At 75.0% G+C, this 12,783-nt stretch carries 10 protein-coding genes; 1 reads left to right on the top strand and 9 read right to left on the bottom strand.

The genetic code is table 11. The annotated features are described in order from the left end of the window. Window positions 1-12: 12 nt before the first annotated feature. The 7 genes from ACF061_RS28770 to ACF061_RS28740 form a co-directional block, all read right to left on the bottom strand. Entirely contained in the window at window positions 13-1,479 is a 1,467-nt protein-coding gene (locus ACF061_RS28770) for a sialate:H+ symport family MFS transporter (protein ID WP_392269895.1), read from the bottom strand. 60 nt (window positions 1,480-1,539) lie between these two features. After that, entirely contained in the window at window positions 1,540-2,217 is a 678-nt protein-coding gene (locus ACF061_RS28765) for an N-acetylmannosamine-6-phosphate 2-epimerase (RefSeq protein WP_392269894.1), read from the bottom strand. Then, window positions 2,214-3,221: an ROK family protein gene (locus ACF061_RS28760; RefSeq protein ID WP_392269893.1), complete on the bottom strand. Its 1,008-nt coding sequence runs from the start codon at window positions 3,219-3,221 to the stop codon at window positions 2,214-2,216. The genes ACF061_RS28765 and ACF061_RS28760 overlap by 4 nt, the downstream gene beginning before the upstream one ends. After that, window positions 3,218-4,177, bottom strand: a complete 960-nt coding sequence (locus ACF061_RS28755) for a dihydrodipicolinate synthase family protein (RefSeq protein WP_392269892.1) — start codon at window positions 4,175-4,177, stop codon at window positions 3,218-3,220. Before ACF061_RS28755 ends, ACF061_RS28760 begins: the two co-directional genes overlap by 4 nt. A 312-nt stretch (window positions 4,178-4,489) precedes the next feature. Next, the gene (locus tag ACF061_RS28750; RefSeq protein ID WP_392269937.1) at window positions 4,490-5,281 is read right to left on the bottom strand and encodes a FadR/GntR family transcriptional regulator; all 792 of its coding nucleotides are present in this window, start codon (window positions 5,279-5,281) and stop codon (window positions 4,490-4,492) included. 234 nt (window positions 5,282-5,515) lie between these two features. Then, complete coding sequence (locus ACF061_RS28745) at window positions 5,516-7,144, bottom strand: amidohydrolase (RefSeq protein ID WP_392269891.1); 1,629 nt, start codon at window positions 7,142-7,144, stop codon at window positions 5,516-5,518. A 750-nt stretch (window positions 7,145-7,894) separates the two neighbouring features. Beyond that, complete coding sequence (locus ACF061_RS28740) at window positions 7,895-8,605, bottom strand: TetR/AcrR family transcriptional regulator (RefSeq protein WP_392269890.1); 711 nt, start codon at window positions 8,603-8,605, stop codon at window positions 7,895-7,897. 61 nt (window positions 8,606-8,666) lie between these two features. On the opposite strand from ACF061_RS28740, the gene ACF061_RS28735 reads away from it, so the two are divergent. Then, window positions 8,667-10,115 (top strand): purine-cytosine permease family protein, encoded by a 1,449-nt coding sequence (locus tag ACF061_RS28735; RefSeq protein WP_392269889.1) that lies wholly within the window; start codon window positions 8,667-8,669, stop codon window positions 10,113-10,115. Window positions 10,116-10,269: 154 nt separating this feature from the next. Here ACF061_RS28735 and ACF061_RS28730 read toward each other — a convergent pair whose 3' ends face one another. Both ACF061_RS28730 and ACF061_RS28725 read right to left on the bottom strand, forming a co-directional pair. Next, window positions 10,270-10,947: a response regulator gene (locus tag ACF061_RS28730; RefSeq protein ID WP_392269888.1), complete on the bottom strand. Its 678-nt coding sequence runs from the start codon at window positions 10,945-10,947 to the stop codon at window positions 10,270-10,272. A gap of 221 nt (window positions 10,948-11,168) precedes the next feature. Then, window positions 11,169-12,491 (bottom strand): sensor histidine kinase, encoded by a 1,323-nt coding sequence (locus ACF061_RS28725; RefSeq protein ID WP_392269887.1) that lies wholly within the window; start codon window positions 12,489-12,491, stop codon window positions 11,169-11,171. Window positions 12,492-12,783 lie beyond the last annotated feature (292 nt).

Here is a 12,783-nt window from a genome sequence, read left to right as displayed (position 1 = left end):
CGGGCCCGCCGGCTAGGCGACGCCCTCCCGTGCCGGCGCCGTGTCGTGTCCGGGTTCCGCCACGAGGTGATCGGCGGGACCGTCCGGGTCGAGGAGCCGGCCCAGTCGCCCCGGCACGTCGAAGCCCACGAGGAGCACCACGATCATCGTCCCGGCGAAGGTCAGGACGGCTAGGGCGTGGCCGAGGTCCATGCCGGAGGCGAGGTGGGCGCCGAGGACGGGGGCCACCGCGCCGCCCAGCGCGCCCACGTTGTAGGTGAAGCCCAGGGCGGCGGCCCGCGAGTGGGTCGGGAAGTGGCCGCCGATGTAACGGGGCAGCAGGCCGGAGATGCCGAAGCTGGTGGCCTGCAGCACGAAGAGCAGCACACCGAGCAGCGGCAGGCTGTCGCGCACCGCGAACACCGGGAAGACGAAGACCAGTGAGGCGAGCAGCGTGAAGGCGTACGCCTTCCTGGTGCCGATCCAGTCGCCGACGAACCCGGCCAGCCAGCAGCCCGCCATGGTGCCGAAGCCCGCGTAGTACAGGGCGTCGGTGACCTGGCCGGCGTCGTAGCCGAGGTCGGTCTTCAAATAGGTGGGCAGCAGTGCCTGGATGGGCCAGGAGTACAGGAACGCGAAGAAGATCGTGACGATCATCGACACCCAGAGCAGCCAGCCGCGACGGCCGCCCAGCTGCACGGCGAAGGCGATCAGGCAGACTCCAGCGGCCACCGAGAGCACCGGCACCATGCCGTCGCCGAGCGGGGTGAAGACCGCGAGGAGCGAGCCGGTGGCCACCACGGCCAGCACCAGGTTGACGGTGGCCCTGGCCGGGGTGGCGAACAGCGGACCGAAGGGGTTGGGCCGCTTGTCGTGCTCGGCGACGGAGGCCTTCCAGTCGCCGGCCTCGGGGAGGGCGCGGCGCATCCACAGCGCGATCAGCACGGGGATCAGGCCGAGGTAGAACATCCAGCGCCAGCCGAGGGAAGGAACGACCCACTTGTAGACCTGGGCGGCGAGGACGGTGCCCACGGAGTAGCCGGAGATCAGGAAACCGCTGGCCCGGTTGCGCATGTGCACCGGCCAGCTCTCCATGACGTAGGTGGCGCTGGCCGAGTACTCCCCGGCCATGCCCATGCCGATGGCGAGCCGGGCGACGAACAGGCTGGTGTAGTCCCAGGCGAATCCGCAGGCGAAGCTGCCCAGCGAGTACAGCAGGATGCTGACCACCATCGACAGCTTCCGGCCGAAGCGGTCCCCCAGGGCGCCGAGCACCGCGCCGCCGAGCCAGCGGGTGATGAAGGCGGCGGAGACCAGACTCGCCGCCTGGACCGTGTCGAGGTGGAAGTCGTCGCTGATCTCGGTGAGCACCAGGGTGATCAGCACGAAATCGAAACCGTCGAGGACGTAGCCGATCCAGGCGGCGAAGAACGACTTCCACTGACCGCGGTCCACCTGGCGGTACCAGGGCGACTGCGATGGCGCGGTGGTGTGGTGCACGGTGACTCCAGGATGCCGGACGGCCTCGTCGTCGAGTGCCGTCGGGTACGACGGACCGCCCTACGGACGGGTGAGGTGTGTCACGAAGCGACGGGTGAGGGCGGTGGGCGCGGTGATGGCGGTGCCGACGACGACGCTGTGGGCGCCCCGGGCCAGCGCGGCGGCGGCCTCCTCGGGAGTGCCGACGCGTCCCTCGGCGACGACCGGGGTGTCGGTCCGGCGGGCGAGGTCGGCGACCAGCGCCAGGTCCGGTCCCGGGCCCTGCGGGGAGCCGGGCACGTATCCCGACAGGGTGGTGGAGACGAAGTCGGCGCCCTGCGCGGCGGCCGCCAGACCCTCCTCCAGGGTGGCGACGTCGGCCATGACCAGGGCCCCGGCGGCGTGGACGGCCCGGACGAGGTCCGAGAAGGTGCTGCCGTCCGGGCGCGGACGGGCCGTGGCGTCCGCGGCGACCACGTGCGCACCTGCTTCGGCGACGGCGAGGGCGTGGCGCACGGTCGGCGTGATGTAGACGCCGGTGTCGCCGTCCTTCCACAGCCCGATCACGGGCAGGTCCACGGCGGCGGCGACGGCGGCCACCACCTCGGGCTCGTTGACCCGGACACCCGCGGCCCCGCCGGCCGCCGCGGAGCGCGCGAGCCGGACCAGGGTGCCGGTGTCGCGCATCGGGTCGCCGGGCGGGGCCTGGCAGGAGACGATCAGCCGGCCCTGTACGGCGGTGACTGCGGACGGGGTCATGGAGCTCCTCCTGAGGCGTCGGTGAACGCGGTCGAGGGATGGGGGGAGACGGTCGGGTCCCGCGGGGGCGCGGTCGACCGGTGCAGGGGCGCGGTGCGGGTGAGCAGGGCGGCTCCCTGCACGGCCGCGTCGGCTCCCAGGCGCGGGTGCCGGGGGCGCAGGTGCCGCAGGGGCGCCATCAGCTCGGCGCGGAAGGCGTCGGTCAGCGCGGTCCAGTACGGCTCGCCGATGTGCGGCACACCGCCGCCGACCACGACACGGTGCGGGCCGAGGGCGTTGGCCAGGCCGCCGGCCACCCGTCCCGCGGCGCGCGCCCCGGTGGCGACGGCCTGCCGGGCGGCCGTGTCGCCCGCGGCGGCGCGCTCCGCCACGTCCTGGAGGCGCTCGGCCGGCTGTCCGCTCAGCCGCCGGTACAGGGCGGTGATCGCGGGTCCGGAGGCGATCGCCTCCAGGTGGCCGCTGCCGCCGCAGGTGCACGGCAGGTCCCCGGCCTCGGGGCTGGGCACATGGCCGAGGTGACCCGCGATGCCGGCGCTGCCGTGCAGCATCCGGCCGTCCACCGCGACCGCGCCGCCGACTCCGGTGCCCACGGCGACGTAGACCAGGGAGCCGTGCGGGTCCGGGAGCGCGGCGAGTTCGGTGGCCGCGGTGGCCCGTACGTCATTGTCGCAGGCCACCGGCAGTCCGGTACGGCCGTACAGGCCCGCGGCCAGCGGGGTGCCGGCCCAGCCGGCGATGGAGTCGGTGGCGCTGGTGACGATGCCGGTGCGCGGGTCCACGACGCCGGCCGCGGCGACACCGATCGCCCAGGCGCCGTCGTCGACTTCCCGGGCCGCGTCGGCGAGCGCGTCAACCACCGCCCGCGCCCCCGCCCGCGCCGGTGTCGGGCGGGTGTGCCGGCGCAGCACCGTGCCGTCCGGCCCGACCAGGGCGGCCGCGATCTTGGTGCCGCCGAGGTCGAGGCCGATGACCGCCTCGGCGCCGGGTACCGGGACGGCGGTCATCGGACCGGGGTGAGTCCGGCCGCGCGCAGCCGGGCGTCGACCTCGGCCACGGCCGCGGCGCCCAGCTGGATCTGCGGGAACGCGGTGTCGCCGCAGGCGATGACGCCCAGCAGGCGCAGCGCCGCCTTGAACGCGCCGAGCGCGGACGAGCTGCGGCCCATGTCGGCCTCGGGGCCGGCGTCCACCATGGCGAACAGGGTGGTGAGGCGTTCCTGCTCCTTGACGGCCGACGACCAGTCGCCGGCCCGCGCGGCGTCGTGGAGGCGTACGTAACCGGCCGGGTCGACGTTGCCCAGGCCGGGCACCACGCCGTCCGCGCCGGCCAGCAGCGCGGCGTCCACGGTGAGTTCGGAGCCGGTGAGGACGGAGAAGCCGGGGACCGGGCCGGTGCCGCGGCCTTCGCGCCCGCCGAGTTCGATGAGCAGACGGCGCAGGGAGCCCTCGTCGCCGCTGCTGTCCTTGATGCCGGCCAGGGTGCCGTCGGCGGCGAGGTCGAGCACCAGCGCGGGCGACAGCTTGCTGTGCACGGACACCGGCAGGTCGTAGGCGAACAGCGGCAGGTCGACGCGCTCGCGGATCCGTCGGAAGTGTCCGGAGATCTCCCGGGGGTGGGTGCGGGTGTAGAAGGGGGCGGTGGCCACCAGGGCGTCGGCGCCGAGCTGCGCCGCCTCGCGGGCGTGGTCCAGAACCCGGTTGGTGGTGGTGTCGATGACGCCCGCGAGCACCGGGACCCGCCCGTCGACGGTGTTCACCACCGTCTCCAGGACGGTGCTGCGCTGCTCGTCGGTGAGGTAGGCGACCTCGCTGGTCGAGCCGAGGGCGAAGAGCCCGTGGACACCACCGCCGATCAGGTGCTCGACCAGGCGGGAGAGGGAGACCGTGTCGACCTCCCCGGCCGCGTCGAGGGGGGTGCAGACGGGCGGGACGACCCCGCGCAGGGGTGTGGTCAAGGGCATGGGGGCTACTCCGTGGAACTGAGACGTAAGACGTCAGACGTCTGAACAATAGGCATCACTCTCCGGTGGCGGTCAAGAGGGAGATGGGTCACATGTGCCGACGCGCGCCGGAGTGGCGGCCGCGCTGCGACTCGGGTGTGGCGGGAGGACAGGTATGGACATGAGCATGACAATGCATCACCGTCGGACCGGCGAGCCGGGGCGGACGGTCGCGCGCCCGGCCGACTCACTGTCGGGGCGACTGCGCGCGGAAGCGACCGGCGGCCCCGCACGTCGTCGTCCCGCCCGGCGGGACGGGCCTCCCGCGGACCGTCAGGCCGTCGCCGCCCGCTCGTCGCCCTCCGCCGCCTCCGTGTCGGCCCGCGCCTCCGTGTCGGCCCGCGCCTCCGCGAGCCTCCTGCGCACCGGCGCGTAGTGGCCGGCGAGGGCGCGGACGAAGCCGTCCGCGTCGCCCTCCCGGGCGGCCCGCACGATCGCGCGGTGGTCGGCGATCGTCCCCGCCTCGTCCTCCTCGGAGATGCCCTTCAGGTGCGGCGCGACGATGGCGTACACGTCCCAGAAGGCGAGGGAGAGCTGGCTGACGAGCTTGTTGTCCAGCGGTTCCATCAGCCGCCGATGGAAGGCTCGGTCGCATTCGGCGAACCCCTCGCCGTCGTGGGCGCCGCGCTCGTCCATCTCGTCGACGAGGGCGTCGAGCGCGTCGAGGTCCTCGTCCGTCAGCGTCGCGAGGATGCGCTCGGCCATGCCGCGTTCGATCAGCTCGCGCACCTCGGTCAGCTCGGCCAGGATCCGGAAGTCGTCCTCGGGACTGAGCAGCCCCCGGAAGGCCAGGCCCTCCACCAGCGCGGAGAGACTGAGCCGGCCCACGTACGTCCCGTGCCCGCGCCGCACCTCGACGATGTCCAGCACCGCGAGGGTCTTCACCGCCTCGCGGATGCTGGACCGGCTGGCGCCCAGGGCCGTGCAGAGCTCCGCCTCGGACGGCAGCGGATCCCCCGGCCTGAGGCGGTTGTCGAGGATGTAACTCTTGATCGCCTCCGAGACCTCCTGGCGCAGTGACGGCCGGGCCGCCGTCCGGAACTCCTGCGGGCGCGACGGGCTCACCCGTTGCCCCTTGTCTCCTGCGGTAGTCACCCCGACAGTCTATCAACGTAGGACATCAGACGTCTGATGTCTAGGCCGGGGTCGTTCTCCTGCCCGGCCTCGATTCCGGACGCCGCCGGGCAGGAGTCGAAGCCGGCGGCCGCCGGGAAGGGCCGGGCCCGACCGTTGAGGCTGGGCCCGACGGTTGGGGCCGGGCCGGGCGGGCGCCGGCCGGAGTTCGGCGGCGGGCGCCGGTCAGAGGCCGGCGGCGCGGTGTGTCGGACGGCCGTCGACCACCGTGAGCAGGACCGGGAGCCCGGCCAGATCGGTGTCGGCGACCTCCAGCGGGTTGTCGGCGAGGACGGTGAGGTCCGCGCGCATGCCGACGGCGATCCGGCCCGCCTCGTGCTCGTCGCCCGCGACCCGGGCCGGGTTGAGGGTGATGCCCCGCAACGCCTGGAGCGGGGTCAGCGCCTGGTCGGGACCGTGCGGCGGCAGGGAGAGGTCGCCAGGGCGACGGTGGCGGGCGCCGGCCATGACGCCGAGCGGCGGGAACGGCGCGATGGGCCAGTCGGAGCCGAGGACGACGGTGGCGCCGGCCTCCCACAGATCGCGGCACCGGAAGGCGCGCGAGGCGCGTTCCTCGCCGAGCCGCCGGGACCAGTTGTCGGTGTGGTCCGCGCGGGTGTACTCGCAGCAGTGGGTGGGCTGCATGGAGGCCGCGACCCCGAGCCGGGCGAAGCGCGGCACCGTGTCGTCGGGGACGGTCTCGATGTGCTCGACCCGGTGGCGGACCGGCGTCCCGTTCCCGGGCCGGGCCGCCTGGGCCCGCTCGACCGAGTCCAGGACGTGGCGCACCGCGGCGTCACCGATCGCGTGGGTGGCCGTCGGCACTCCCGCCCGGTGCAGCTCGCCGACCACCCAGCGGTACTGGTCGGGGTCCGGCCAGAAGGCGTGGGTGGACTCGCCGTGGCAGTCGGGGCGCTCCAGCCAGGCGGTGCCGTTGTCGATGGTGCCGTCCATGAACATCTTCACTCCGGCGACCCGCCACAGCCCGCCCCCGACGCCCTGCATCCGGATCAGCTCGGCCACCGCGTCGGCGTCGGCGCCCGGCTGGCACCAGGGGGCCACCCGGAAGCGCAGCGGCAGCGCGCCGTCCGCCTCCAGGGCGGCGAGGATCTCCAGGCTCGCGCCGTTGGCGTCCATGGCGTGGCCGCCGGTCAGCCCGGCCGCGGCCATCTCGCGCAGCACCTCGGCGGTGCGGGCCCGTACCTCCGCTCCGGTGGGCCTGGGCGCCACGGCCTCGACGATTTCGCAGGCGGCGTCCTCCAGCAGCAGACCGGTGGGGCGGCCCTCGCTGTCGCAGACGATCTCGGCGGCCTGCTCGAACCGCCGCGGTCCGTCGACGCCCGCGAGCTCCAGCGCCCGGGTGCTGGCCAGAACCGAGTGACCGTCGAACAGGTCGATCAGGGCGGGGACGCCGTCCAGGACCGGGCCGAGCGAGGCCGCCGCCACGGGCGCGTCGCCGAAGGCGTTCGGGTCCAGCCCCCAGCCGCGCAGCCAGGCGCCGGGCGTCAGCGCCGCGACCCGCTCGGCGAGCGCCGCGCGCACCGCGGTCAGGTCGTGGCAGCCGGAGAGGTCGACGCCCATGGTGCGTTCGGCGCCGGAGACGGGGTGCAGGTGCCCGTCGGTGAAGCCGACGGTGACCACCGCGCCCTTCAGATCGATCACGGTGGTGGCCGGTCCGGCCAGCGCACGGACCTCGCGGTCGTCACCGAGGTGGGTGATGCGGCCACCGCCCGCGGCCAGCGCCGTGTGCGGGAGCAGCCCGCCCGTGCCCGGGTCGAGCAGCCGGGCGGAGAGGAGGACGAGATCGGGGGACACGGGGCGCTCCTTCGTGACTGGTGGAACTGGTGGAACTGGTGGAACCGGTGGTGTCGGGTGGTGCTGGATGGTTGGGGAACCGGGGTGGTCGGCGGGGAGCCGGGGTGGTCGGCGGGGAGCCGGGGTGGTCGGCGGCTCGGGTGGTCTGTGGCGGGGCGTAGTCGGCGGGCGGGGCGGCGGGCGGGGCGGTGATATCGCCCCCTCCCGCCGCCCTCACCCGTCGCTTCCTTCCCGGGGCTCCGCCCCCAGGCCGCCTGCGTCCGCCGTCGGTTCGGTGCCGGTGTGTGGAGGCTGGTCTCGCGGTTCCCCACGCCCGTTTCGGGGGGCGACGGTGACCGGCCGGGCCCGACGGGGCCGACCGCCTCGGGCCGCCGCCCCGGCCGCCGCGACCGGGGCCGTCCCGCGCGACGGCGCGGAACCGGCCGTACCGACTCCGACAGCCGGTACGGCGGTACGGCCGACGGCACCGACCAAGCGGGCCGGCCCGGTGCCGGGACACGGACCTGGCCCCCACGGCCCGGTGTGGTGCGGGCCGGCCCGGTGCCGGGACACGGACCGGGCAGGGCGGGCTGTGCCGAGCGGCGGACCGTTCGGGCCGGACCCGTGTGGTCCGGTGTGGTGCCGGGGCGCCCGGTGGTCAGGTTCGCGGCCCGGCCCCGGCACGGCGACCAGGCATCTTCGACCGGTGCCGACGACCGGGCACCGGCGACCGGATGCCGACGACCGGCGGGTGTCGGTGGTGCGGCGGGCTCAGGTGGTGCCGTCGAGCCGGGCGGTGCGGGGTGCCGGGCGGGCAGCGGGCTGGGTGTCCTGGCCGTCGTCCGTCTCGGCGAGCCGGGTGAGCGTGCCGGGCGGCAGGCCCAGTTCGCGCTCCGCCGTGGTGACGGCCATGCGCATCACCGCCGGGGGACGCTCGGGCGTGCCGGCGGAGTTGGCGTGGGCGCCGAGGCCGTCGAGCACGACCAGGATCTGGATCGCCGCCACGAGCGGGTCGTCCGCGTGGAACTCCCCCGCGGCCACCCCCTCCCGGACGAGGCCCTCCAGACGTCCGCGCCACGCGGCCTCCTGCTCGGCGACCCGGTCGCGCAGCACCGGCCGGTAACGGCTGAGGTGCCGGGCGTTGATCCACAGCCGGCTGATCGTGTCGTAGGCCTCCCCCACCGTGCGGGCGAGGAACCGTGCCAGGTGCCGGGCGGGGGCGCCCTCGGGACGCTCGCACGGGATGAGGGCGTCCAACTCCCCCGACGCGGCGCTGCCGAAGGCCTCGGCCACCAGGTCGTCCGCCGACGGGAAGTAGTGGTTGATCAGTCCCGGGCGGACGTCGAGCTCCTCGCCGACCCGGCGCAGGGTGATGCACTCCAGCCCCTCGGCCAGGGCGATCGCCGCGGCCGCGTCGACGATTTCCGCACGTCGGGTGGCCGGGTCCTTGCGAATTCGCTTGCGGCTGACGCTTGACGACATACGCCGGATGCTATTGAGTGTGCGACCAATAAGCAAGCGGCTGCCAGTACCCGGAGGGACAATGGTGTCCACGACCCCCGACCCGAACCCGGACGTCGACGACTGTCCGGGGGCACCGCCGTCCCCGGACCGGACGGCCCGTGTGGAGGCGCACGGCATCGACCACATCCCGGACTCCGAACGCCGGGGCCGGCCGCGTGAGTTGTTCTCCGTGTGGGCGGCGGCGAACGTGAACTACCTGAGCCTGGTCGTCGGCGGCGCGCTGGTCCTGCTGGGCCTGAGCCTGTGGCAGGCGCTCGCGGTGATCGTGGTGGGCAACGCGTTCTGGCTGCTGACCGGTGTGCTGGCCGTCTCGGGTCCGGCGGCCGGCACGCCGAGCGAGGTGATCACGCGGGCGATGTACGGGATCCGCGGCAACCGGGTGAACAACGCGGTCGTCGGCTGGCTGATCTCCGTCTGCTACTTCGCCCTCAACCTGGCCGCCGCCGCGACCGCCGCCTTCTCCCTCGTCGGCAGGACCGGCATACCGGTGAACACCGGCGTCAAGACGGCCGTCGTGATCGTCATCGCGGCGCTGACCCTGACCATCAGCGTCTACGGCCACGCCCTGATCATGAAGCTGTACCTCCCGATCACCCTGGCCCTCACCGCCGCCTTCCTCGGGGTGGCGGTCGCCGTCGTGCGGCACACCGACTTCTCCTACGTCCCCGACCAGCCGCTGACCGGCACCGACCGCTGGGCGGTCGTCCTCGCCGGTGTCTCCCTCGTCGCCTCGGGCCCGCTGTCGTACACCACCAGCGCGGACTTCTCCCGCTACCTGCCCCGGACGACGTCCGCCAGGGCGATCGTGGGCTGGACCGCCCTGGGCGGCTTCCTGCCGGGCACCGTCGTCTGCTCCCTGGGCGCGTTCGCCGCCACCGCGGTCGACATGACCGACCCGCAGAGCGCGCTGGAGAAGCTCCTGCCCGGCTGGTTCGACCCGGTCTTCCTGCTCGCCCTGATCCTCGGCACCATCGCCATCAACGCCCTGACCGCCTACAGCGCCGGTCTGGCGCTCCAGGCCGTCGGCATCCGCGTCCGCCGTTCCCTCAGCGTGCTCGTGGACGGCGCCGTGTCCGTCTCGCTGACCCTCTACGCCCTGCTCGTGTCGAACTTCCTCGACACCGTCAACAACGTGCTGCAACTGACCGTCGCGCTGCTCGGCCCGAGCACGGCCGTCTACGCCACCGACATCCTGCTGCGGCGCAACCGTTACGACGGCCGTGCCCTGATGGACGAGACCCCGGGCAGCCCGTTCTGGTACGCCGGGGGCGTCAACCGGGCGGGCGCCGTCGCGCTCCTCGGGGGCACCGCCGCGGCGGCCCTGTGCGTGGACACCCTCTACTGCACCGGGCCGATCGCCACGGCCCTCGGCGGTGTGGACCTCGCCCTGCCGGTGGGTCTGGTGGTCGCCTCGGCACTGTACGCGGTCCTCATGCGCGGGTCGGTTCCTCCCGCCGGCGTTCGATGACCCCCCGGAGTTCGCGCCCCGGCCCACGGAGACCGCCGGGGCGGGGCCGGGCCTCTCGGAGCCCCCGGACCGAGGCGGGGCAGGCCGTGGGGCGCGGGCCCACATCGCCGACCCCCGCCCCGCGCTCCGGCCGGCCGTGCGGCACTCGCCCCGCTCAGGGCAGCAGGCGCTGTTCCTTGGCGACGGCGACGGCGCCCGCGCGGGTGTCGACGCCGAGCTTGTCGTAGATGCGCCCCAGATGCGTCTTGACCGTGGCCTCGCTCAGGAAGAGGGCCTTGGCGATGTCCCGGTTGGTCAGCCCCCGGGCCAGCTGGCCGAGGATGTCGCGCTCGCGGTCGGTGAGGCCGGAGCGCGGGCTGCGCATCCGCGCCATGACCCGGTGGGCGACGGGAGCGGACAGCGCGGTGCGGCCGACGGCCGCGCTGTGGATGGCCGTGAACAGCTCCTCGGGGCGCTCGGCCTTGAGCAGGTAGCCGGTGGCGCCCGCCCCGATGGCGCGGGTGATGTCGGCGTCGGTGTCGTACGTGGTCAGCACCAGGACGTGGACCGAGCCGCCGGAGGCGGCGGTGATCCGGCGGGTGGCCTCGACACCGTCCATCCCGTCGCCCAGTTGCAGGTCCATCAGCACCACGTCGGGGGCCAGCTTCGCGGCGAGCGCGACCGCCTCGGCCCCGCTGTCCGCCTCTCCCACCACCTCCACGCCGGGAGCGCTGCCGAGCAGGGCGCGCAACCCGGCGCGGACGACGGCGTGGTCGTCGCACAGCACGAGCCGCACCGGCGCCGCCGACGACGAGGCCCCGGCCGCCCGGGCCTGCTCGGTCCCTCCGGCCACCTGGACCGGGTCGGCTCCGAAGGGCGGCTCGGCCCGTCGGCGCGGCTGGGCCCGTCCCGGTGGTTCGGCCCGTCCGCGCGGCTCGGCCCGTCCGCGCGGCTCGGCCCGTCCGGGCGGTTCGGAAGGCGTCCGCGGTCCGGCAGGGGCGGGCGATCCCGCAGATGCGGACGACGGCGTCCGCGGTCCGGAAGAGGCCGGTGGTCCGGACGGTTCGGCACGGTTCATGGCGTGGTGACCTCCGCGGCGCTGGGGGTGGGATGGAGCGGGACGGCGGCGGAGACGACGGTGCCGTCACCGGGCGCGGACTCGACGGTGAGGGTGCCGCCCAACTGGCCCACCCTGGCACGGATCGCGGGCAGCCCGTGCCCGCGGACTCCGACGGCGCGTTCCGGCAGCGCCGAGACGTCCAGACCGCGGCCGTTGTCGGCGATGTCCAGACGCACCTGGTCCCCCAGGTAGGTGAGGGTGAGGGCGGCCCGGGTGGCGCCGGAGTGCTCGCGGACGTTGGCGAGGGCGCCCTGCGCGATGCGCAGCAGCGCGGACTGCACCCGGTCGGGCAGCGGTCCGGGCGGGCCCGGTGTGCCGTCGACCAGACAGGTCACGGTGCGTTCCGCCGTGGTCTCCCGGGAGGCCAGCCGCCGCAGGGCCGCTTCCAGCCCGCCGCCCTCGGCGAGGTCGGCGGGCGCCAGGTCGTGCACGAACCGGCGGGCCTCGGCGAGGCTGCTCTCGGCGATGGAGGCCGCGGTGCGCACATGGGCCCGTGCCTGTCCCGGTTCGGTCGCCCACACCCGCTCGGCGGCCTGGAGCAGCATCCGCTGGCTGGACAGGCTCTGGGCGAGGGTGTCGTGGATCTCCATGGCCAGCCGCTGCCGCTCGGCGAGGGTGCCCTCACGGCGTTCGGTGGCGGCCAGTTCGCGGCGGGTGCGCACCAGGTCGCGGATCAGGGCGGCCTGGCGCGTCGCCTGCCGGTCCATGTGGGTGAAGACCGCGGTCGCCAGCAGGGCGACCGCCGGCGGGCCGACCACCAGGTCGACGTCGACGCGGTCGGCCAGCCGCAGCTGCGCCACGACCACGAAGGCGGTGAAGAAGGCCACGAGGGCGTAGGCGGCACGCGTCGGCAGGGTGCGCAGCGCGGTGTAGAACAGCGGCACCGCGCACCAGGCGAAGCTGGGCGCCAGGGCGACCAGCACGCCCCAGACGACGACCAGCGCGCCCAGCCACAGCAGCCCGGCGAGCGGAGGCCGCCCGGGGCTCGTGCCGACAGGGCCCGGGGCGGCGGGCGGCGTGGTCCGGGGCGGGGCGGCCGGGTCCGCGGCGGTCGCGCCCGTCGCCGTGCGGCGGCCGATGACGTACAGCAGCGCCAGCGCGCCGGCCAGGGCCAGGACGGCGGGCACCTGCGGCTGGGCGCCGTGCCGCTGGACGTAGCGGGCCAGGGCGGAGCCCAGCAGCAGGAAGAAGGCCAGGTGGATGACGAACGCCGGCCGGCGTGCCTCGCCGTCGGCGGCCTTCCGGCCCGCTGGGAAGGATCGGCTCCTGGTCGGCATGGGTTGCTCCTCCCCGGGGCCGGGACGTACGGATCTGGCTGCGGCTCGGCGGCGCGGGTGGCCGGGCGGCACACCGTCCGGCGGGACGGTGCGCGCGGTCGTCGGCGGCCGCCTGCCGGGCGCGGCGAGCACTGTCATTGTCGCCCGGGCGACACCGGGCGGGGTCAACCGATCGGATGACCCCGCCGTACGCCGTTGCGCGCGCCGGGACCAGCCGGTACGCCGACCGGTACCGGCCGTGGACGGGCCGAGGCTGGAGGCACAGCGCAGGAAGCGCTGCGAGACGACTGGG

The organism is Streptomyces sp. NPDC015220 (genome assembly GCF_043079345.1).
Taxonomy (GTDB): domain Bacteria; phylum Actinomycetota; class Actinomycetes; order Streptomycetales; family Streptomycetaceae; genus Streptomyces.
The sequence above is the reverse complement of the archived record's forward strand: the minus strand, read 5'-3'. Positions and strand labels throughout refer to the sequence as shown.